Annotated in this window: 14 protein-coding genes; 9 read left to right on the top strand and 5 right to left on the bottom strand. The window is 42.8% G+C overall.

Annotated features, from left to right (window positions below):
* Nucleotides 1-17: 17 nt before the first annotated feature.
* The 9 genes from ACO1R6_RS24100 (at nt 18) to ACO1R6_RS24060 (ending at nt 18907) form a co-directional block, all read left to right on the top strand.
* Nucleotides 18-1019 (top strand): hypothetical protein, encoded by a 1002-nt coding sequence (locus tag ACO1R6_RS24100; RefSeq protein WP_486268209.1) that lies wholly within the window; start codon nt 18-20, stop codon nt 1017-1019.
* Between the two features lie 265 nt (nt 1020-1284).
* A complete protein-coding gene (locus ACO1R6_RS24095) occupies nt 1285-3693 on the top strand; it encodes an ABC transporter permease (protein WP_486268207.1) in 2409 nt (802 codons plus the stop codon).
* An 897-nt stretch (nt 3694-4590) separates the two neighbouring features.
* Complete coding sequence (locus ACO1R6_RS24090) at nt 4591-7230, top strand: DUF5686 and carboxypeptidase regulatory-like domain-containing protein (protein ID WP_486268205.1); 2640 nt, start codon at nt 4591-4593, stop codon at nt 7228-7230.
* Nucleotides 7231-7384: 154 nt separating this feature from the next.
* A complete protein-coding gene (locus ACO1R6_RS24085) occupies nt 7385-9772 on the top strand; it encodes an ABC transporter permease (protein WP_486268204.1) in 2388 nt (795 codons plus the stop codon).
* A 313-nt stretch (nt 9773-10085) separates the two neighbouring features.
* Entirely contained in the window at nt 10086-13430 is a 3345-nt protein-coding gene (locus ACO1R6_RS24080) for a T9SS type A sorting domain-containing protein (protein WP_486268202.1), read from the top strand.
* Between the two features lie 475 nt (nt 13431-13905).
* The gene (locus ACO1R6_RS24075) at nt 13906-14283 is read left to right on the top strand and encodes a TM2 domain-containing protein (RefSeq protein WP_486268200.1); all 378 of its coding nucleotides are present in this window, start codon (nt 13906-13908) and stop codon (nt 14281-14283) included.
* Nucleotides 14284-14505: 222 nt separating this feature from the next.
* Complete coding sequence (locus ACO1R6_RS24070) at nt 14506-15906, top strand: RtcB family protein (protein ID WP_486268198.1); 1401 nt, start codon at nt 14506-14508, stop codon at nt 15904-15906.
* Between the two features lie 96 nt (nt 15907-16002).
* Nucleotides 16003-16563, top strand: coding sequence for a DUF2911 domain-containing protein (locus ACO1R6_RS24065; protein ID WP_486268196.1), 561 nt, complete (start codon nt 16003-16005; stop codon nt 16561-16563).
* Nucleotides 16564-17206: 643 nt separating this feature from the next.
* Nucleotides 17207-18907 carry a T9SS type A sorting domain-containing protein gene (locus tag ACO1R6_RS24060; RefSeq protein ID WP_486268194.1) on the top strand — a complete coding sequence of 567 codons (1701 nt, stop codon included), beginning with the start codon at nt 17207-17209 and terminating at the stop codon, nt 18905-18907.
* Between the two features lie 303 nt (nt 18908-19210).
* On the opposite strand, the gene ACO1R6_RS24055 is transcribed toward ACO1R6_RS24060, so the two are convergent.
* The 5 genes from ACO1R6_RS24055 to ACO1R6_RS24035 form a co-directional block, all read right to left on the bottom strand.
* Complete coding sequence (locus ACO1R6_RS24055; protein WP_486268192.1) at nt 19211-19690, bottom strand: hypothetical protein; 480 nt, start codon at nt 19688-19690, stop codon at nt 19211-19213.
* A gap of 21 nt (nt 19691-19711) precedes the next feature.
* The gene (locus ACO1R6_RS24050) at nt 19712-22483 is read right to left on the bottom strand and encodes a DUF4153 domain-containing protein (RefSeq protein ID WP_486268191.1); all 2772 of its coding nucleotides are present in this window, start codon (nt 22481-22483) and stop codon (nt 19712-19714) included.
* Between the two features lie 228 nt (nt 22484-22711).
* On the bottom strand, nt 22712-23008 hold the full coding sequence (locus tag ACO1R6_RS24045; protein ID WP_486268189.1) for a winged helix-turn-helix domain-containing protein: 297 nt from the start codon (nt 23006-23008) through the stop codon (nt 22712-22714).
* Complete coding sequence (locus ACO1R6_RS24040; RefSeq protein WP_486268187.1) at nt 23005-23643, bottom strand: hypothetical protein; 639 nt, start codon at nt 23641-23643, stop codon at nt 23005-23007. Before ACO1R6_RS24040 ends, ACO1R6_RS24045 begins: the two co-directional genes overlap by 4 nt.
* A gap of 117 nt (nt 23644-23760) precedes the next feature.
* A partial coding sequence (locus tag ACO1R6_RS24035; RefSeq protein ID WP_486268185.1) for an LEA/WHy family protein occupies nt 23761-24324 on the bottom strand: 564 nt, incomplete at its 5' end.

Below are 24324 nucleotides of genomic sequence, written 5' to 3'. Positions count from 1 at the left end.
CTAATAATATTTTCTGAATGGCTTCTCTTTCTTTATACGATCCGTTTGAGCGGATGCAATTTGGCCCGGACACTTGTTTTTTGTGCGGTAACCCAACTACTGCGGCCAATGCTTTACCGGTTTTCCCGAACTGGCTGCAACAGCACTATCATTTAGCCGATAAACAATTACTGCTGCTGGATAAAAGTGTTATTACCTACCGCGAGCTTACCATTCCGTGCTGTCCGGTTTGCCGGGAGCAACACGTAAAGCCCCTCGAAGATAAAATAGAAGCGGCGCACCAGCGGGGTATTGCTGGTTTTAGAGAATTGCCCGAACGCGATATTTTTTTGTGGCTGGCCATTATATTTTACGGCATTCTGGTGCGGGAACTCGCCAACGAGAAAAACCCACTGATTATGCCGGAACATGCCGTAGGCGAAAACCCAAAAATGTTTACCAAGTTTCAGTCGTTTTACAAATTATTGCAGGCCTTGCGGGTGCCCATTGAGTTCGATGATTTTACCCCTTTTAGTTTATTTGTAGCCGAAGTGGTCGAAACCGAAGACGACACCACACCTTTTGAATACCGCGATGAATTAACCACCATGATGTTTAGCCTGAAAATGGGGCCGGTGGTATTAATTTGTAATCTCCTGGACAATGGTTTGCTGCGGCAGGTTTTACACCGGGTTTGGGTCGATATAAAAGATAAGCCGCTGCACCCCTTGCAGGTAGCCGAATTTACCGCCCGCGCGTATTACGGCGCTTATTTGCTCAATGCCATTCCGGAATATTTTGAACGCAAAGCCAACCCAACCGATGATTTCCTGACCTACGATACGTTAATAGACGATATTACCATGCCGGTTTTTAATCCCTGGGAAAACAGCGCTTACGCCAAGGTACTCGCCGAAATGTGGAAGAAATGGCAAATTAATCCCGCCGAAATCTTGAAGAAGCCCGAGGAGCCGCTTAGTTTTATTCACGACGAAAACGGCGCCGTGCGCACCATTGTTAGTTTTCCGCCGGTAGGCTAAAGGCATATCGGCGGGCAATATTTACTTTGCTTATGCCTGGTAGCACATTAAGGTTTTGTTACAGAATCGGGCAAACAAATTGTATCGTAACCGTACGGCTTACAGTGTTAGTTTGGTGTAACTTATTGATTATTAATTATTTGTGAGTATGGCATATTTATTATGGTAAAACAACGGGGCTTTTTGCTTAAACCGGTATTTACAACAGCAAATATTTTGGTTGAAGCAAGGCCCTACGTCTTGCCCGTAAATTATTTACCTGGTTATGCTGTACAACTATCTTAAAATTGCTGTTCGCCACCTGTTGCGGCACAAAGCTTTTGCTTTTTTAAATATTGCGGGTTTGGCAGTTGGCGTGGCAGCAGCCCTGGCTATATTTCTGGTCGTTACCTTTGAGCTTAGTTTCGATCAATATCATACCCACAAAAACCGAACGTACCGGGTAGTAAATGAGCTTACCCATGCCGCTGGCAAAGATTACCAAACCGGTGTGCCTTTTCCGTTTGGTAAAGCTTTGCAAACCGATTTTCCGCAGCTAAAAAAAGTAGCCATGACCTTTGGCGCGTACAATGCCCAGGTAGCGGTCGTGAACGGAAGCGGGCAACCCGGCCTAAAGTTTAAAGAAGAAACGAGCGTACTTTTTGCTGACCCGGTATTTTTCGATATTTTCGATTATACCTGGTTGGCCGGCACGGCCCAAACGGCCTTACATGCTCCCAATGCAGTAGTGCTGAGCCGCAGTATGGCTCAAAAGTACTTCGGAAACTGGCAACAAGCTTTGGGCCGGCAGTTAAAACTAAACAACCAGGTGCTGATGCAGGTTACCGGGGTGGTGGCCGATGTACCGCAGAACTCTGATTTGCAGAAAGGTATTTTTGTATCGTACCCTACTTTGCGGAATCTTTTGCCCGCCGATGACTTTACGAATTGGGGTAGCGTTTGGAGCGATTCGCAGTGCTACATTTTACTGCCCGCAGAAACCACCGCCGCGGCTTTTAACAACATGCTGGCTAATTTTATAAAAAAATATCAGCCTACCGATAAAAACCACACCTATTTACTGCAACCGCTTTCCGATTTACATTTTAACCCCAACTATCCGCCGCCAACTTTCCGGAGCATTACAAAACAAACCATTCTGTCGTTGGTACTGATTGGCTTGTTTATACTGGTAATTGCCTGCATTAATTTCGTGAACCTGGCTACGGCGCAAGCCATGGGCCGGGCCAAAGAAGCCGGCGTGCGCAAAGTATTGGGCAGTAACCGGAGCCAGCTAATCGGGCAATTTTTAGGCGAAACCTTTATTATTGTGCTGCTCTCGGTGTTCAGTGCGGTGTTGTTGGTGCACTTGGTTTTGCCTTGGGTGCAGCCCATTACCAACCTGCCCGAAAATTTTAAATGGGCTGCGGCTCCGCACGTGTTTCTTTTTCTGGCGGCCATTATTGTGGGTCTTACGCTTTTAGCTGGTTTTTACCCGGCGTTAATATTATCGGGTTTTAAACCCGTTGATGCTCTTAAAAGTAAATTGGCCGTGCAAACCGTGGGCGGTTTTTCTTTGCGGAAAGCTTTGGTAGTGGTGCAGTTTTCTATTTCGCAGGTATTAATTATTGCTACGCTTATTTCTATTGCCCAAATGAATTTTATCCGGCAAAAAGATTTAGGCTTTAACCAGGCCGCTATCTTACTGGCCGAAATTCCGGACGATAGCGTGGCCAGAACTAAAATTCAAACCTTAAAAAACCAGTTTGCCGCTTTACCGGGCGTAGATAAGGTAAGTTTTAATTCGGCGGCACCCATTTCGGGCAGCAACTCCAACACCAATTTTAAATTTAGCAGTGCTACCCAAGACGAGAATTTTCCGCTGAATGTAAAAGCTGGCGACGTAGATTATTTCGATACGTTTAAACTCCGTTTTCTGGCCGGGCGGCCTTATGGCGCCAGCGACACCATCCGGGAAGTAGTTATAAACCAAATGCTGCTAGATAAAGTAGGCGTGCGCAGCCCCGCCGAAGCAATTAGCAAAAAGATAGAATTTCATGGGCGTAAATATCCCATTGTGGGCGTTGTAGCCGATTTTCATCATACTTCTTTGCGCCAGCCCATTGTACCCATTGCCATCTGTAGCCAGAAAAGTAGTTTCCGGCAGGTAGCGCTTAAATTAAAAGGCCATAATTTAAAAGAAACGCAAGCACAGGTAGCGCAAATCTGGTCGGCGGCTTTCCCCGACTATGTATACGAAGGCACTTTCCTGGACGAGCGCATTGCAGAGTTTTACGAAGAAGAAACCAAGCTGGCGCACTTGTTTCAGATATTTGCCGGTATTGCCATTTTTATTGGTTGCCTGGGCCTGTACGGCTTGGTATCGTTTGTAGCCGTGCAAAAAACAAAAGAAATCGGCATCCGGAAAGTATTGGGGGCCTCGCTCACCAATATTGTATCGCTGCTGTCGAAAGATTTTTTAAAATTAGTGGTACTGGCTAATTTAATTGCCTGGCCGCTGGCGTGGTGGGCCATGCACCAATGGCTGCAAGACTTTACTTACCGCACGCCCATTGGCTGGTGGATGTTTGCCGTTGCCGGTTTAGGCGCACTGTTTATTGCCTTAATTACCGTGAGTTTTCAGGCCATTAAAGCTGCGGTAGCCAATCCGGTAAATGCCCTTAAAAATGAGTAAAGTTACGGGCGATGAGGTTTGTTGGGCTACGATTTTAATGACTAACAGTATAGTCTTATGGTTATCCGGGGCTGGTTATCCGGGAAGTAAAACTAAAATATTCAATATTATAGGCAAATTAACGTTGCTTGGCGTAAAACAAAATTGCCGTTTAAGTATAGTGGCGGGATATTTTTTATTTTACCACTAATCTCCAATCAAGATTTTCTATCTTTTGTAAAGTCAGAGAGTATCGCTCTTTTACCCGTTAATTTTAGGGTGTCTTGTCCGTTTCTGATTTCTAAATAATCTAAATGAATATCATGGGCTTGGGGTATGTACATTGCTACAACATGCCCTATTCTGATGGTCTCTGCGGAATCTAAAGTGATTTTGTCTAATTGCTGGCCCTGATATTCTTCTTGTTCTATTTTCTTCCCTTGCGTTAATATTTCGTCCAGACTTGGTCGGTAAAGTACCTCTATGGTATTCCTTGCTTTATTTTCTAATCTTAAGTCATGAACAGGATCACAGCTAAAAACTATAATACTGAATAAAGAAATAAAGTAAATATTTCAAGGGATAATTCTTTTTAATTAGCTTACAACTTGTCGACCAAGAAGTAGTAGTTCAGTATTTTACAGCTTGATTAATCAAATTTAAATATAAGCAAACGCGCAGTAATTACCATTTAGCTTCCGGAAAGATTTAGCATAAGGCTACAAGCCAGTATAATTTACTTGAAACCTTGGTGCCTGTTATTTTCCTGCTTGCTGGTGCTTTCTATAAGGTCATTTATTTTTAAATATTACTGGTACTCTAAAATATTCGGGCGGTTAAAGCAACCTTCGGGGCTTGGCCGGCATCTATAGGGTAATACAAGCCTGTACCTGTAAGTCCATTCCTAATTTTAAGTTAATGCGTTTACCACATCTGGTTATAATTTTATTCTTAGCTACTTTAGGCTGTCCGGGTTTGGGCTGGGCGCAGGGCTTAAAAGGCACAGTAAAAAGCAGTACCGGCGAAATACTGCCGTTTGCTTCTATTTATGTAGTTAACCTGCAAAGTGGCGCTTCGTCTAACATAGATGGGCTGTACGAAATGAAGTTGCCGGTTGGAAACCACACGGTAACGGTGCAATATATTGGCTACAAAGCGCAGCAAATACAGGTAGAAATTAAAACCGAGTGGCTGACGCACGATTTTGTATTAACGCCGCAAGCCGTTACGCTAAGCGAAGTACGGGTTTCGGGTAAAGAAGAAGACCCGGCGTACACCATTATGCGCAAAGCCATTGCTAAACGTAAATTTCACCAGTTGCAGTACAACAGCTACGAAATGAAGGTGTACATGAAAGGCACCGGCGAACTTACCAATGCCCCCTTTTTTTTAAAAAAGAAATTAAAAGAAGAAGGCATAAAATTAAACGAGGCTTACACCAGCGAATCGGTGAGTGTGATAAAATTCCGGCAACCGAATAAAATAGATGAACGGGTAATATCCATTCGCACCTCCGGCAATGCCAAAGGTTCGGGCTCGGCTTCGCCGAGTTTATTTATCGGCCAGAGCTTTTACAAAGATAAAGTGGCCGATGCCGTTTCGCCGCTGGCGGGCCATGCGTTTGGGTACTATAAATTTAAATACGAAGGCAGCTTTCGGGAAGGGAATTTAGAGATAAATAAAATACGGGTAACACCGCGGTCGCGGGGCGATAACGTGTTTGAAGGCTACATTTATATTATTGAAAACCTGTGGGCTATTCATTCGCTCGATTTAAAAACCAGTTTAATGGGTTTCCCGATTCAGGTAAAACAAAACTTTGCTGCTGTAGCCGAAAACGTTTGGATGCCGGTTACGCACCAGTACAAGTTTTCGGGCAAGGTTATGGGTTTTGGCGGCGAGTATAAATACCTGGCCACCTGCAGCGATTACAAAGTAGAACTAAATAAAGCGTTGCAGGTTAAAACCGAAATTATCGACGAAAAAGTAGAGCCCGTACCGGCCGAAGTGCTGGCAGCCAAACCCGCCAAAAGCAAAGCCCTGGCCACCGAAATATTGCCTACCGAAGACAAAATGACGCGGAAGCAGTTCCGGAAAATGATAAATAATTACGAGAAGGAAACCTTAAAAGCGCAACCGGCCCCTGAAGTAATTAGCGAAAAAAGTTACGTGGTTGATAAACTGGCCTACAAACGCGACTCGGCATATTGGGAAAATACCCGGCCGGTACCGCTAACCCAAAAAGAAGTAAAAGGCTATTACCGCGACGACTCTACGGCAATAGTAAAGCAGGCCGAGCTAACCGGAAAAGACCCTAAAAAAGCCATAAAAAAGAAGAAGTTCGACCCGAAAGATATGATCACCGGTGGTTATTACAACTTGTCGCCGAGAGCCAGTATTCTTATTATTCCTACGTTTGCCCAGGTGTATTACAATACCGCCGAAGGGGTAAACGTAAATGTAAGCGGACGGTTCCGGTACCGCTACGACAGCTTGCGCCAAAACCTGGAATTTTCTCCTACGTTGCGTTACGGTTTTTCGAGCCAGAATTTTTATGCCAAAGGCCGGCTATCGCACCGCCTGCAAAACGCCAAAACGTTCCGGAACCGGTTTGTTTACCTGGAAGGCGGTAATTTTGTAGAACAGTTTAACCCCGAAGAACCCATTCATCCGCATATAAATACTTTAAGTGCGCTTTTCTTTCGGCAAGATTATCTTAAAATGTACGAAAAATTGTACGTTAAGCCTGGCCTGAATTACCAGTTGTCGCCGTTCTTAAAGTTTAGCGGTAACCTGGAGTGGGCCCGCCGGAGCCAGCTGTATAACCACGCCGATTACAGCTTTTTCTACTCCGATTCACGCACCTTTTCGCCGAGTTTACCGCAAAACAACGAACTCCCCGATACCGGCTTCCCGACGCACAACGCTTTATCTTTACAAGCCCAAATCAGTTACCGACCGGGCGGCAAGTACCGTGTACAAAATGGCCGCAAAATACCCATACCCGAAAGCTCGCCGGAGTTTTTGTTAAGCTACCGCAAAGGTATACCGGGCGTTTTGGGCAGCGATGTAAATTACGACCAGGTACAACTGGGCCTAAACCACCGGTTTGTTTTTGGTGTGCGGGGCCGGCTGGAGTATGAGTTGCGCGGCGGCGCGTTTCTGAATACAAAGCAAATGTATTTTATGGATTACCAGCATTTCGACGGCAACCGCACCATTTTAAGCAGTTTGCGGCCGGCCGGCGCTTTCCGCCTTCTCGATTATTATGCCTACAGCACCAACAATACTTATTTCTCGGGGCACACGCATTATGCTTTCCGCAAGTTTTTGTTTACCCACATTCCCGAAGTACGCCTAACCGGTATACGCGAGAATATTTTTGTAAATTATTTAAAAACTGCCCGTTCGCCGCATTATTACGAGTTGGGTTATTCTTTAGATAATGTATTCCGGATATTCCGGCTCGAAGCGGCTACCTCTTTTGAAAATGGTAAATACCAGCAATTTGGTTTTAGAATTGGCATTGCCACCGTGTTTAAAATAAATGTAGATTAGTTTAAAACCGCTGTTATAAAACCGGACGAACTTTGTATCAAAACCGGACAGGTTAGTACCTGTTTTGGGTATAAATGGCTTTAAAACAATGTTTTACGAACGTGGCATGTTAATTCCTTGCAATTAAATTGTTTTAAGGTTAAAGGCCAATACCATGTTCCGGAATTATCTCAAAATTGCTATTCGCAGTTTGCTGAAGCAGAAATTTTATACTTTCATTAACCTGGCGGGGCTCACCTTAGGTATTACTTGTTGTCTGCTTATTTTCCTGTTTGTGCAAAACGAACTAAGCTACGACCAGTTCCATACCCATGCGGATCGGATTTTCCGGGTATTGCGAATAGACCATCAGAATGGAACCTTGGGTAAAATACCGTACACGTCTGGCCCGTACGGCCCGACTTTGGTTACCGAATTTCCGGACGATATTAAAGCTGCCGTGCGCATTATGCCCTCCCGGGCCCTGGTCTCGTACGGAAATAAATCTTTTAAAGAAGAAAGCCTGATTCTGGCCGATTCAAATTTTTTTCAGGTTTTTTCTTTTCCCTTGCTCCAGGGCAATGCTGCCACCGCTTTAACTACGCCAGATGGGGTAGTACTTAGCCAGGAAACGGCCCAAAAATATTTTGGCAAAGAAAACCCCATCGGCAAAATACTGACTTTAGATAAAACCGAAACCTACCAGGTTACGGGAGTTATGCAAAATGTACCCGAAAATTCGCACCTGCAATTTGCCCTGATATTGCCTATAACGCCTGTGGCCCGGGAAGATTGGTTTAATGTATGGCGCAACAATGCCATGTATACCTACGTTTTGCTCGCTGCCCAAAGTAAAACTAACGTTCTGCACGCTAAATTTCCGGCTTTTATGGATAAATACCTGGCGGATGCTTTTAAAGTGTGGGGCGGCCGCATGGATTTGGCTTTAGAACCTTTACCGGCTATTTATTTAACCGGCGATGCCGTGTTTGATGGCGTAGCCCACGGCAGCAAAAATAATGTGTACATCTTTTCGGCTATTGCCGTGTTTATTCTGGTAATTGCCTGTATTAATTTTATGAACCTGGCTTCGGCGCGGTCGGTGGGGCGGGCCAAGGAAGTGGGCGTACGCAAAGTTTTAGGGGCTTACAAACAAAATTTAATTTTGCAGTTTTTAAGCGAGAGTACGTTGCTTACGGTAGTGGCGGTGGCGCTTTCGTTGGTGCTCATGGTGCTCACTTTGCCGTACTTTAACCAAATCGCCGAAAAAAATCTAACTATTCCGTTTAATAATCCCTGGCTTTATGTGGTATTGCTGGGCGTAGCGGTGCTCGTGGGCTTACTGGCCGGCAGTTACCCGGCGTTTTTTCTGTCGTCGTTCCGGCCGGTAAAGGTATTAAAAGGCCGCTTATCTACGGCAGCCGGTAACCCAGTGCTGCGCAAAACATTGGTAGTTTTTCAGTTTAGTATTTCTATCTTCCTGATTATTGGTACTTTGGTTATTTTCCGGCAAATGCAATATATGCAAAACAAAAACCTGGGCTTTAGCCAGGAGCAGGTTATTACCATTCCGTTAGATAATGGCGAAATTCACAGCCGCCGCCAAACTTTTATAAACCAGGTAAAACAATTGCCCGGCGTAAAAAATGTGTCAGTCATGTCGGGCGAACCCGGTGGTTTCCACGATCGGTATTCGTTTGAGATACCCGATAAGCCCGGCGAAAACTGGAGTTTCCGGACAGTTTTTACCGATATAGAATACGTACCGGCTTTTGGTATGCAAATAGTAGCGGGCCGCAATTTCTCTAAATCTTTTCCTGCCGATTCTACGACCGCCATTATTTTAAACGAAACCGCGGTTAGTAAATTAGGCTGGACGCCCCAGCAAGCCATTGGTAAGCAAATAAATGATAAAGGGTTTATGGATGTAAATAACCACCGTAAAGTAATTGGAGTGGTAAAAGACTATCATTTTTCTTCTTTAAAAGAAACCATTGAGCCTTTGGCCTTATTAATGCGCAACGACCACCGGGTAATTTCTATACGGCTGGCATCGGGTAATCCTAAGCCGGCGCTGACGGCTATAGAAAAAGTGTATACCCAAACCGCGCCCAAGTACCCGTTTGCCTATCGTTTCCTCGACGAAGAATTTGCCAGCCAGTATAAAACCGAGCAAAAACAAGCCCAGGTATTTACCATTTTTTCGGTACTCGCCATTTTTATTGCCTGTTTGGGTTTATTTGGATTGGCTTCTTATACCACCGAGCAGCGCCGCAAAGAAATTGGTATCCGCAAAATATTGGGTGCCTCGGTTGGCGGCATTGCGGCATTGTTTTCTATTGATTTTTTAAGGCTGGTATTGTTATCCAATATTTTAGCCTGGCCTTTGGCTTGGTATGCCATGCACCAATGGTTACAAAACTTTAGTTACCGCATACCTATTAACCTCGGTATTTTTCTGTTGGCGGGTGCGGTCGCTTTAATTATTGCCCTTTTTACCATTAGCTTTCAGGCGGTGCGGGTAGCTATTGCCAATCCGGTAAATGCTTTGCGCGAAGAATAAATTATCCCTAATGATCCAAGTTGCAATTTATTTCAGGAGGTTGGCGCAACTACGCCTGTTAATGGCCGGGGCAATAAATATTGGTTAAAATGCCGTTGCGGGGCTTGCTACCAAGTTTTTTTATTAGTTCCCGCCGTTAATACAGGGGTGTCTTTCAATAGGCCAAATACGCCTTTCAACCGCCTGCTTTGGGCATAGACAGAATAAAAATTGATTAAGGGTTTGTTGCCATACTAATTTGCTGTTGTAGTGTACCTGCCGGCATTTGCTGTTAGAGCATCACATCAATCCGCATTAGTTTAATTCTGTTAAAATGAACTATAGACCCGCTTACCGGAAAAATAAACGGCTGATAAAAGAGCTTTTCTCGACAATGCTTTGGCTGTTGATTCTATTCTTCTTAATAAATTTCAGCGCCCGCGCTCAAACTGCAAATCCCGGCATAGACCCTTTGTACCAGGTACCGGAGGTGTGGGTAAATGCGCCGGTTTCAAATTTAACAAAACTACCCGGCAACAAAACTTTAATTAGAGGTCCTTTTGAAAAGGTAAACAACCAATCTAAACCCGGTTTAGCCCGCCTGAACGCCGATGGTACTTTGGATAATAGTTTTACTGCTGATATTTCAGATTATACCATTCAGGTAATGGCGGCGCAATCGGATGGAAAAATAATAATTGGCGGCTACGCGAAAAATAATAATGGCACTTCTCAACCGGCGCTGGTGCGGTTAAATAATGATGGCACCCGCGATAATAGCTTTTTTATCAGCCTGGAACCCAGTAGCATTGGGTACGCGCTTACCCATATTGCCGTACAACCCGATGATAAAATAATAGTAGGCGGCGGATTTAAAGTAAAAAATACTGATAAACAAAACTTAGTACGGTTTAATGCCGATGGAACGCTCGATATTGGTTTTCAGCTTGATTTAGTTCCAATGCCTGCTGATATAAACCCCGGCGAATTCATTCAGGGAATTGGCCTGCAACCAGATAATAAAATTTTATTGGGCGGTTTTTTTAATAAAGTTAATGGCGAATCCATTGAAGAGTTGGTGCGCCTGGAGCCCGATGGTAGTATAGACCATACTTTTACCAGTGCGGTTTTAGGTGGAATAAAAGAATTTGCCTTTTTACCTGACGGCGAAATAATAATTGCCGGCACGTTCTACGGACAAGACGAAATCAGTTTAGTGTTGGCGCGGTTAAACCCCAATGGCACCTTAGATACTCGTTTTGATGCCGTGGAAGAACACGACGCCGGCAGTACTACTTATTTTAACTCTATCCGCGGCATAGAGTTGTTGTCAGATGGCAAAATATTAGTTTCGGGCTTTATTCATAAAATTAATGGGGTAGCAAAAGAAGCACCTCTGGTGCAGATTAACCCAAACGGCAGCCTAAACAATACTTTTAACTACCAAATGCCTTTTAAAGCATTTAACAGTTTTCGGGTGTTGCCTGGCAACAGCATTCTGGTTACCGGTACTTTTAACAAAACCGTTGGCGGCGAATGTATTTACCTGGCTCGCCTGCGGCCAAACGGTCTCGAAGATGGTAGTTTTACCTTACCGTTACATGCCCGCACCGGAGTATACCTGGAGCAACTACCGGATAATAAAACTTTAATTTACGGTTCGTTTAACCAGGTAGGTAATTTATCTCGCCGTAGTTTAGCCCGGCTGTTATCCGATGGCCGGCTCGATATTAGTTTCGGCCCAATTTTCGAGAGTCAGGGCCCGCTGCATATTTATGGGGTGGGCGTGCTGCCCAACGGCCAGATACTGGTAGGGGGCAATTTTACCAAAGTAAACGGGCTGGCTCGTCAAGGTTTAGTTAAGCTCAATGCCAATGGCAGTATTGATAATACTTTAGCTGAATTTGAAATAAATGCTGATTATTCGCCGGAAATCAGGAGCATATTGGTTTTGCCGGATAACCGGGTGGTGGTAAGCGGTAGCTTTTTAAAAGTAGGCGGTAAAACCAGAACTAACCTGGCCCGGCTAAACAGCAATGGTACTTTAGACGAATCATTTACTACTGGTGTTGAAAGAGGAGCCGCACTCCGGCTATTGTACCAGCCCCGGGAGAACCAAAGCCCAGGCAAAATTATAGCCGCAGGCAACCTGCAATTCAAAGGCCCCAATGACAACAGATATACAAGCGTTATTTCGCGCTTTAACGAAGACGGTAGCTTAGATAATACTTTTACTTTCGACCCATCTGGTTTTACCTCAATTAACAGCCTGGCCATCCAGCCCGACGGTAAAATATTGATGAGCGGTCAAACGGGAGCTGCTTACCCCACCAAACTTTTTCTGTACCATGCCGATGGCTTACCCGATACAGATTTTTCGGTAGCTTTAAACAGCAACGTAGAAAGGATTTTAACTATGGTACCACAAGCAGATGGCAAGCTATTGGTAGGCGGTTCGTTTACGGCTATGAATGGCATTAACCGGACCAATTTAGCGCGGCTGCACGCCAATGGTACCGTAGATAACGATTTTGCTGCCAACCTAAACGCCGCTGGATTTGTTAGTAGCCTGTTGGTTTTGCCGGATAATAATATTTTAATTGGCCAGTATACCTTGCTACCCGGTTCTAATGATTTGCCGGTAGTACAAAAATTATTGGTTAATACTTCGCTGCCAACTATACCGGCTACACCCGTTAGCTTAGTAGCTACTGCTTTATCTGGCACCCAAATAGGTATAACCTGGTCAGATAATGCCACCGACGAATTGGGCTATGAACTGGAAAGTGCGCCCGATGCCAATGGTCCCTACACGGTTATAGGTTCTCTGCCGGCAAATGTTAATATTTTTACGCACCGCGGTTTGTCAGGTAATACTACTTATTTTTATCGGGTAAGGGCCCGCAATGGAGCCGGATACTCTGGTTATAGTCTGGTGGCCCAAGCCACCACACCCAAGCAAACCCAGGCTATTGCGTTTGAGGCCATACCAGATAAAACGTTTGGTGCTGAGCCCTTTACTTTAGTAGCAACAGCTACCTCAGGTTTAACCGTTACTTTTACGGTAGTGTCCGGGCCTGCAACACTCTTGGGTAATAACTTAATCTTAACGGCACCCGGCCAGGTAAGAATAAAAGCCACTCAGGGCGGAAATAACACTTTTATGGCCACGGAGGCCGAGATAACCTTATGTGTAAGGCCGGCTAAACCAGTTATTGTGGTAAATGGCACCCAATTGGCGGTAAGTAATGGCACTGGTACGGCCGTCAGTTACCAATGGTACCGGCAGGATGCACCTATTCATGCGGCTACGTCGGCTACTTATACTGCCACCCAATCCGGCGAATATACCGTGGTGTTAACGGCTGGTAACTGTACTTCAGAACCTTCGCAAAAGGTAGTTATTAACATTCCCGGTTCAGAAATCAATAAAGAAATGCTTTTGTTCCCCAATCCGGCCACTGTAAATTTAAATGTTTGGGCAACAGAAGTTGCTGGCAATGAGGTTGTATTAAATTTACTTACAACAACGGGTAGTTTGGTCTGGCAGAAGAAAGCGGCGGTAGTAAATAGGCAAGTAGTGGCGCAAATAAGCTTAAAAGGCTTAGCTAAAGGTATGTACCTGCTCCAGATGCAATCGGATAATAATTTATCCCGGCATAAAGTGGTGGTACAATAAGTAAGTGCTTGGCCAAAAAATATAAATTCGTAAGCGTGGTCATTCTTCTTGCGCTTCTTTTTTAGATAATTAAAATTCTTGATAATTTTAGCCGTATATTATTTTAGTAATTGTTTTGCCGCTCCAATGGAGTGGCAAAATTTTTTATAGAGAACCACATCTTGCCAGAGGCTTTAATTACAAATGAAGTAAACGTCTAAGGTTGGTATAGCTTAATAAATTTAATCTTCTTTAAAAAGCGGTTCTTCCATTTTTAATTTTAATTTAGTGACGCTTAACTATTTTAAAGTTTAACTATCTATTAGCCAGAATATGCTCATTCCGGATTTTTAAGAATGCCCATGCTATCTAATCAATCAGAACCCGATAAGGTGCTGTGGTTAAGCGCAGTTTAGATACTTGGGTTTACGGAACAAAATTCTTAGCACATTAACTTTACTTTATAATTTCCCTAATTTTTAATTCCCCTAAAACTATGGCCAATGCTTTAAATTTTATGCCCGAGCTGGAACCCGACGAGCTGGCATTTGTGCAATCGCTGATGCATAATATGAACGATGCCCAGGCGCAGCAGTTTACCAATATTTACCGGTCGCGGCGCAAAGAACCCATGCTAATTTTAATAACAGCGGCCATTGGCTTTTTTGGCGTAGCCGGCGTACACCGGTTTGTGATTGGCAGCATTGGCATGGGCTTGCTGTATTTATTTACCGGCGGTTTGTGTTTTATTGGTACCATTGTAGATATCATTAACTACAAGAGCCTTGCCTATAAGTATAATGTAAAAGAAGCCCAGCGGGCCAGCTATATGGTTGGGCATTTTGGCGGGCATAATCCGCCAAATAATTTTTAAAAGCGTTTTAGAACGCCAGATAACTTCATGGCCGCTAAATTACCAACGCCATATTCCAAAAAATCGTAGCTACATAATACTAATTGTAAGCAGTGGTATAACCAAAGTAATTTTTGCCGGTAGCCTAGTAATTAAAATCTAATTGCTGGTAAGCCGGAGGGAGAAATTTAATCTTTTTTGATGCCCTGCGTAAAATTTGTTTATGAGCTAAAATAAAGAAGTATGGCCAAAGAGAAAGTAAAAGGCAAAGATATTCTGGACTTGGGTTATCCCGAAGGCAAAGCCATTGGATTAGCCCTTAACTTAATGGAGAAATATTATAAAAACACGGCCAAAGACGAACAACTGGCCCTGCTGAACGATTTATTTCATAACCCTGATAAATACCGTCACCACAAAAAACTAGAAAAGCTGGTACAAGAGCTCGACGCCGAAAAAGATAAACTGCGGGAAATTGCTTTAACCGAGGGCGCTTTGGATTTTAAAACCTACGGGGCCGAATACATAGAGCCGGGCGCTGTGTTTCAGATGGAAACAGCCATGAGTTTGCCCGTAACGGTAGCCGGCGCTTTAATGCCCGATGCCCACCAGGGTTACGGCTTACCCATTGGCGGGGTGCTGGCTACCGAAAACGCCGTTATTCCGTACGGTGTAGGCGTAGATATTGGCTGTCGCATGTGCCTTACCCTGTACGATTTACCCGTAAGTTTGCTCGATAAAGACAAGCCGCGTTTAAAACAATTTCTGAACGATAATACCCGCTTTGGTGCCGGCAAAGGTTTTGAACGCCCCATGGATCACCCTATTTTTGAGCGGAAAGAATTCAAAGAAATACCCATAGCCAAAGCCCAGAAACAAAAAGCAGTAGAACAGATTGGCAGTTCGGGCTCGGGTAATCATTTTGTAGAATTTGGTATTACCGAAATTACCGATACGCAAAACGAGTTTGGCTTGCCACTGGGCAATTATCTGGCGGTTTTGTCGCATTCCGGTTCGCGCGGTTTAGGTGCGACTATTGCCAACCATTACACCAAGGTGGCTATGCAAAACCGTAAACTGCCTCCGCACGCACGGCACCTGGCCTGGCTCGATTTAGATTCTGAAGAAGGGCAGGAGTACTGGCAGGCCATGAACCTGGCCGGCGATTACGCCTCGGCCTGCCACCACCAGATTCATGAGCGGCTGGGTAAGGCTTTAGGCGAAAAACCATTGGCTTTAATTGAAAATCACCACAACTTTGCCTGGAAAGAAAAACTAAGCAACGGCCGCGAAGTAATTGTGCACCGCAAAGGCGCCACGCCGGCCGGTAAAGGGGTACTGGGCATAATACCGGGTTCTATGACCTCCCCCGGTTTTCTGGTGCGGGGCAAAGGCGTAGAAGAGGCGGTGTATTCGGCTTCGCACGGGGCGGGGCGTATTATGTCGCGGCGGCTAGCTTTAAATACTATTACAGCCAAAGACGTAAAAGACATATTGGCGCAGCATGGCGTAGAGTTAATTGGCGGCGGTATAGACGAAGCACCTATGGCTTACAAGAATATTCACCATGTAATGCAAAGCCAGGCCGATTTGGTAGAAGTTTTAGGCACTTTTACGCCCAAAGTGGTGCGTATGGACCGTTAAAATATTTTTAATATCAGTACGAAATAAGCCTGGCTTTTACGCAATATTTTAACAGAATTAACGATATTTGTTTTAGTTATAAATATTTTAAGTTTTATGAAGCACGCATCTATATCTCAAATTTTTAAAACCAGCCTGGTAGCCTGTCTGGTCTTGTTTTGCGCTTTTGTTTCAGTTGCCCAGGAGACTAAAACCCCGGCTAGTCCGCCGGCTAGTGCTTCTGGTAAAATTGGCAGCGCAGATGTAACCATTAATTATAGTTCGCCGGGGGTAAAAGGTCGTACGATTGGTAAAGAAATAGCGCCTTATGGTCAGGTATGGCGAACCGGTGCCAATGCTGCAACTAAAATTACTTTCTCTAAAGATGTAACCATCGAAGGGCAATCCCTTAAAGCTGGTACATACGCTTTGTTTACCATTCCTAACCAAAACGAGTGGGTAATTATTTTTAACAAAACCGTTGAGCAATGGGGCGCTTTTAAATACGACCAGGCCGAAGATGCCTTGCGGGTAAAAGTAAAACCAGCGGCTTCTAAAGAAAACAACGAGCGGTTTAAGATCGCTATTACGCCTAAAGGTAAAAATGCCGGGGTTATTACGCTGTTGTGGGGTAATATTTCGGTGCCGTTTAATGTTAAAACTGCGGCGGGCGTATAAAGGTAATTTGCCTTTATCGGTTTATTAAAATAATTACAGTTGTCGTAAGCAAAAGGCGCTAACCTGTTAATGGGTTAGCGCCTTTTTTATGCCATAGATTTAAGCATGATTTTGCAAATATAGTTTAGCATTAGTCGTAGCCATTTCCAAACTTTACAAGAGGCAGTGTAAATTGTAAGAGCAAATATATATAAGCCGGTTTAACTATTCTTTTCAAAATACCTTCTAAAAAAAACGGCTGGTGCAGCTTTGTTAAAAGTAAAATATTGCTTTGGCTACGTTGGCTTGGTAAGATTGCAGCTACTACCTTTTAGCTTCATCCTCAGGCTGGTAAATTGCCTGGATTTATTCGTTTTGAATGCTTACAAGTTTGTAAATCAATATTTAATGTGGTTTTTTTAATGGTTGTGTAAAGCTCCATTTGCATTAACTACATATTCTGCATTATAAATTTAATCAAATCTATAAGCGTATTATTGATATTTTACAAACAAAGGTGGTATTTAAATTGGTTTGTATTTGGCTTTATAAATTAAAATACAAAATAATAGTTGTTTTTAACTATATATTAAAATAAAAATATACATTTGCAACATGTTAATTAAAACCTGGATAAATCAGAGATAAAAAATTAGAGTTGCACATGAATATACTTCTATCTACTTCTTTTATTAACATCGTTAATATTTATACTAATAAATACAGTTTAAATACTACTGTTAAAGCTAAACAGAGCAGGAGTTTAGCTGATTATACATATATTTTGTGGCTGGCATTATTTTTAAGCTTTATACCGGCAATAGCAGTAGCACAGTGTCCAGATTATCCAACTAATCCAACCAAAGTAGTAGAGGGGGGCAATAATGCTTATAATATAAACGCAAACGAAACTTACATTTTTAAAGGCACTTTTACCGGTCAGATAAACAGTTTTGACAAGACTGCTAAAATTTACGTAGATGCGGCAGCCACTTTTAACCCCACCAATTTTAATGGTGCAACTGGCGAAATCATTAATTGCGGTACTATTAACTTTAGTGGTATTAGTTTGAGTGATGGTTTTAATTTAATAAATTTTAATAAAGTAAATTTTAACAGCAATATTAATTTTAACGGTAAAGCTACTTTAACTAACAAAAAGAACGCTGTTATAAGTATTTACCAAAGCTTTAGCTTAAGTAACAATTCTGAAGTAACCAACGAAGGTACTATAAACCAGCATGCCGGTAATCTGGATATTAATAATGGTACCATAAATAACTATGGCTATATATTAAATACCACGGGCAGCTCTGCTATTGGTGGCACGCTGCAAAACTTTGGTTTATTTTCGGTTAAAGAAATAACCCTTAATAATCCAGGTACCTTAAATAATAATTGTACCGTGTTGGCGCAAGTTGGTGTTATAAATAATAGCGTTATAAATAATGAAGGTTTTATTTTAGCTACTGGTAGTAATGGTTCTATTACCAATAATGGCAACGGAACCATAAAAAACAATGGTTTTATACAAGGACATGATTTTAACAGCGATGGTATAGTACACGGAGTTGGTAATTTTTATTTTACCGGCACTACCAAAGTACAAGGCAATAATTTTGCGAAAAATGTAGCAGATGACATTACCTTTTACGATACAACGTCAAAGAACAATTCGATTTTTGATGCCGGTAATAGTAATGGAAATGTTACCCGCAAAGAAGTAAGCCCTTTACCCGCAACTTACCGGCCGCAAACCTGTAGCGAAATTGTAAAACCCATCATCGACCGGGATGAGCCAACCGAACTTCCGGTTGAGATGGTAAGTTTTGCCGGTACTAGCCAAAACGGTAAAATTATGCTAAACTGGGCCACAGCCACCGAAAAAAACAACGAAAAGTTTGAAGTGGAACGCAGCCTGGATGGTTTAAACTTTGTTAAAATTGCCAGTGTAGCCGGAAAAGGTAACGCTACTACCAAAAATAATTACAGCTATGAAGACCTGCGGGTGCCTGGTAAACGGGTTGTCTATTACCGGTTAAAGCAAATAGACTTTGATGGGCAGCAGGCTTATTCTAAAATTATCGCAATAAAAAATAATGCTTTCGTATTAAATTCATTAGTTTATCCTAATCCGTTTACCAACGGCGACCAGGTAAACGTAAATATTGGCTTAACTGAAAGCGCCTCTGTTAAATTAACGCTGGTAAATTTGGCGGGCAAAACCGTATTACATAAGCAAGTAGCGGTTGCGACTAATGGCAGCATTAGTTTGGAAAACCTAGACCAACTTTTGCCTGGTATATATGTATTGCGCCTGGAGTGTAATGGTGCTTTTAGCCAGCATAAATTAATAAAAAAATAGCCAGTACCCTTATGTTCAACCACAAGAGAAGGCGCGGTTTTGCCGCGCCTTCTCTTGTTATTATTCTGCACAACCATTATTTTAAATAGAAGCTTAGCTAAACCGGTTTAAAGCCCCAAAAATTCTAAATAAAATATTAGCGCTGCTTATTTGCTTGCCGCTGATAACAACCGGTAAGGGCGGTTGTTCTTCTGATTGGTAAAGCATTTACAAGAGTTAAGTCTGAAAATAACTAAGCTAAATATGCTTCTGCTTAATTTCAAAAGTGCCTCATCTTTCTTAAGTACAACCAAAGTCATTTCATTATTCAGTTGTAACCGGATGCTCAAGATCAGGGGTTATTCTGCTGCCCGTATATAGTTCTAGAGCGGATGTTTGCTCTTTTTTAATCAGGTAAATATTGATGAACAGGCAGGTGTAGCCGGTTAAAAATAAGGTGCTTAGTATCAGGTAAATTTCGGGTAAACCGTCTTTTATTTCCACCATAGTTACGGCCGCCAATAACAAAAGCAAGGGTAATGCTACCAGAGGTAAGTATTTTTTGAACAAAATATTGGCCGGTAAAGAGATATAATGTTCTTTTTGCCAAATAGTGAGCACCACACTAACCAAAGCAAAACCAGCGCTAATAAATAGGTTAAGCACCAGGTAAATATAAAATAAATAGAAACTATCCGGCGACAGCCAATCCTGGTACAACCCATATAAAACCAGGAAACAAGCTAAGCCGGCCAGATATACCCAAAAGGTGGTTTTCAGCCAGAGAATTACATAATTATCCATAATATTTATACCGTACTGGTTTTAATTATAATCAGGAGTAGTACCCGCCAAAATGCGGGTGTTGGGTAAGCGTAATTGCAATTGATTTAGCTGGTCTGGCGGCATATGATTAACCAACAAAACCTTAAGCTTCTGGAGCCGGTAAAGGGGCGCGTAATTGGTAATTTGGTTTTCGCGCAGGTTTAGGTAAGTAAGTTGGGTGAGTTTGGCAACCGGCGCCAAATTACTCATTTGGGTTTTGCTTAAATCTAAATAGCGCAAAGCGGTAAGGTTATTAAATAAACCCAGATTTTGCACCGGAATTCCCGATAAATTAAGATGCGTAAGTTGCTTATTTTCTTTAAAGCTAGCGCCGGTTAAAATAATGGGGTTATTGGCCAGATTTAGTTGTTGCAGGTGGGGCAAATGTGCGAGTGCGCTGGCATCCAATAGGCCATTATCGGCTAAATTAACTACGGTTAAGTTGGGCAAAGCGGCCAAAGGAGATATATTGGTTAGTTTATTGCCGCCTAAATCTAGCTGACGCAAGTTGGAGTAAGCGCCAATACCAGATAAATGCTGAAAGTTGTTTTTGTAAAGATTTAATATTTCTACCTGTCCGGGAATGGGCAAGGGCAACTCGGTAAAGACTTCGGTAACTGCTTTTGCCGGCGTACTATCGGGGCTAGAAGCTTTTATTTTTATAATAAACGACTCCAGGTTATTATTAGCCAGGTTAAGCACTCGCAAACTTTCGAAACCCTGCAGTTGCCCCAAGATGCCATTACTATAATTAGAAATATTATTTTGCGATATATCCAGGAAAGTAACCTGAGGTAAAACGGGTAACTGAACCGCCGGTACGGTTAGTGCCTGGCTCAGCAGCAAGGTTTTTAGTTTGGCGTAATTTTGCAGCGGGCTTAAATCGGGTATTTGGTTTTGCGAGAGGTTAAGCGCTTTTAAATTAATTAAAGGCGGTAAGCTGCCAAGGCTGGTTAAAGTTAAAGCAGATAAATCTAAAGCCTCGAGGGCCGGCGTATTTTGCAGCGGACTTAGGTTGTTAAATTTATTTTGCTGCAGGTTTAGCTCGCGCAGGTAAGCAAGCCGGGGCAAAGTTTTGATAGAAGAAAGATTATTGCTGCTTACATCCAATCTGGTTAACTTCGGGAAGGCTTTTAGCTCGGAGAGTTGGGTTAAGCTGTTTTGGGCGAGGTACAGGTTTTGTAAGTGCGTAAGATTTAAAATGGGCGCCAGCGATTGGTAATTACCCGCGGTAAGCCAAAAAGAAGTTACCTGGCCCTTACTTGCCCGCGTAGCCAGTTCCTGGGCAACCCGGCTCCGATCATAATTCCAGGAGCGCCAACTCAGGTTTTGGTACTTTTGCCAAAAGTTATAAAGTTTGCTGTGGAGTTCCTGCCGGAAGTTGTGTGTTTGACTCTGTGGAATATCTGTTAAAATAGAAGGTTGGGCGGCGCGGTACCAGGATTTTTCTAACGCTGGCGCTGGTTGGAGTGGGGCCGCCAGGGTAAGTAGTTCGGGCAGGTTAGTATTACCCAGTTGCAATAAATAGCCGGTATCCAAGTCCTTTTTACGAGCCGTGGCCTGCGCAATATTAAATTCAGTAATAAGTAAATTCCAGTTAAAAATAGCCGCTAAAAGTAGAACTCCGTAAGCCGCCCAAGCATTTTTTCGGAACAAAAACCAATTGCTTTTAGCTTGCAGTATTTTAATAAAAGTAAAAACCAGGCCAATAAAAGCCAGGAGCAAATACACATAAACACCAATCCGTTTGTGCGTAAGGCTGTATTCCTGAATATATAACTGATTACGGGTAGCCGTAGAAATTAGCAGTACCGCGTTTTGTGCCACCCATACATAAGCCAGTAGTTTCAGGTTTTTGCTTTTTTTGTAAAAATTTAAATGACTCCGGAAGTAAAATAATATAATAATTACCGCAACTATAATAGAAGCAATGAGCACGCCAATGCCCTGGTGTACCGATTCGGCGTAAGACATACCAGCCGGTAAAGCCCCGCCCAAATAAAGAAAATTTACATCCAGAATATTTACCAGAAAGAGTAATAAGTTTAGTAATGCAAATAGAATTACACCGGTAGTTAACTCATGGTCCAGGTGCCAGTGGTAACTGCCAAAGCCAATCTTTTTATCTGGGTTAGGGTAAATATTGTTAGAGGAACCAATATCGGCGAGGGCCAACTCCGGAATGGGCCGATGATAGAAAAAACCGTACAGTAACAGTACGCCGCCGCTAGTAAAGCTTATCCAGCCCCACGAAATAAAATTAAAGGTTATGTTTTTGGTTAAACTGTAAAATAATGGGTTAGCGGCCCGGTACATAAAAAAGAACAGCACCACTACCAGCAAAGGCAAGCCCACTATTAATAACCGTACTGATAACGGATTGGTGTGCTGGCTTACCTGGATCTTCTTCCGTTCTAAATAATCCAGTACCAGGTAAACTACAGCCGTAGCATAAGAATAAGCAGCAAATATTAACGTAAATAATACCGAATGGCGCGGATTAACGCTGAGGCCCGACAGTAAACTTAAGGAAACAATATTGGCAATTAAAGATAAAGTATTACCATAAGAGGCAACACAAATGCCGGAAACAAGGCTGCCCGCGGCGGCTACCAGCCAGGTATTGCTTTTAAAACCGGCTGGTTTAAGGGCTACCAGGCACAATATTAAGAAGATAGTAAAAAATAAGAAATTAGCGCCAGGCCACTGCTGGTAAAATAAGTAACTGTAAAGCGCTACGGCAGAAAGTAAGAGCCAATCAATTTTTTTCATAAAGCATTATTGGTTAGTGTGTACAGGTTTATTTTTTATTTATTGATATCTAATCCAATGGGGCTGATAAATAATGTTTTTATAAAGTACTTTGATGTTCAAAGTATATAAATAAAAAAAGGTGGCCGGAGCCACAATGGTAAAATATTTACCCAAATCAAAGCTTAACCAGAGACTTACCTAAACCGCTTTAAAGTTAAAAAGCTGTTAAACAATATATTCATAATGTTACTCCCGGGCTTTAATTAAGCTTTCCAAAGCGTTTAGGTGGGTGTTAAAAGCTTTTTTACCGGCCGCCGAAACAGCGTACGACGTATTGGGCTTTTTACCGATAAATTGTTTGCGTACCTCAATATAGGCCAACTTTTCCAGTGCCGTCAGATGACTGGCCAGGTTGCCATCGGTAGCCTGGAGAATTTCTTTTAATTCCGTAAATTCTACCCAATCGTTTACCAGCAGCACCGACATAATTCCTAATCTGATTCTACTTTCAAAAGCTTTATTTAAATTATTAACCCAATTCATCGTTCGTATTTTTGGTACATGCGGGTACCGTACACAATGTGCAGCACCCCAAACCCAATTGCCCAGAATAATAAGCCGTACCCCACCATAAAACAGCCCAGCAAACCTAACGATATTTCGCTTAAAGCCAGATAACGCAGGTCGGGATAGGTGTACTTACTGGTGTTAAGCAGGGCCAGGCCGTAAAAAAGCAGGGTAGCCGGAGCAATTAAGGTAAAAATACCGTGCTCCAGGAGAACCAGGCAAAAAACACCACCCGCCGATAACGGAATAAACATGTTCCAGACTACCCGTTGGGCGGTTTTATCCCAAATAGGTAAATTGTGTTTTCGGGCCCGCCGGGTGGTAAGCAGTATACCCACGCCCAAAGATAAAACCAACACAGTTATGGCTACCGAGAACATGAAAATAAAAAAATCGGCGTTGGGTATGCCGGAGTTGTAAGTTGCCCGGGTATAATAATCGTCGAGGAGGAAAGAAAGACGGTACCGGATGGCAATGGCTGCTACTCCCAGTAAAGCAAATACGCCGGCAAATACCCCCGATAAGCCACTCAGGGAAATAAAACGCGATGATCGTTCCATTAACGCCCGTATTTCGGTTAACGTTTCGAGGGGTTCTGGCTTATGCTTCATTGTGAATTTGGTAGAAAGAACTTTGTGTTGCAAAGTAAATAATACACTGGCTACAAACCTAATGTTTAAGTAAATAAAATTGCTAAGAACCCTAAAATACCAGAATAATATTAGCGGTTAATCCTGTTTATGTTCTTTAACGGCATCAACAACGGTTTTAAGTTTGCCAGAAGAGTTTAGGGCTATTTTACTTTCTTTTAATACCTGTGCATCCGAGGCCAGTTTAGTGTTCATCCGGAAATCGTAGTGCACATCAGTGCCTTTCCGGATTAAGTCGAGGGCGTTTTTACCCATTTCTTTTAATTTTACTTCCATGGGTATGGTCATGGTGGTGGCGCCGTTAGCCGGAATATGAACAGTACCGGGTTTACTGCCTTCCATCCAGCCGTTGTTATCTACCTGCACCCGGTAATTCATGTCGGTAAAACGCAGCGGAAAACCGTTTTCGTTTTTAATAGAGGTTTCTACTACCACCGTACCTCCTTTTAAGCCAACATCTTCCATTTTAATATCGGTAACGTGTATTTCCGGAATGCTAACCAGCGGCAAGCGTTTATTCATTTGTATGTTTAACTTATCTTTAGGAATTAAAGCCATGTCGGTGAAAATGGTGGCATTAATGGCGTATAAAGCACTGTCGTGGCCCTGGGCTTGCAAACCTTTCAGTACATCAGCGAGTTT

It is taken from the genome of Adhaeribacter sp., from assembly GCF_057359045.1.
This window is presented reverse-complemented; position numbering and strand designations above follow the sequence as displayed.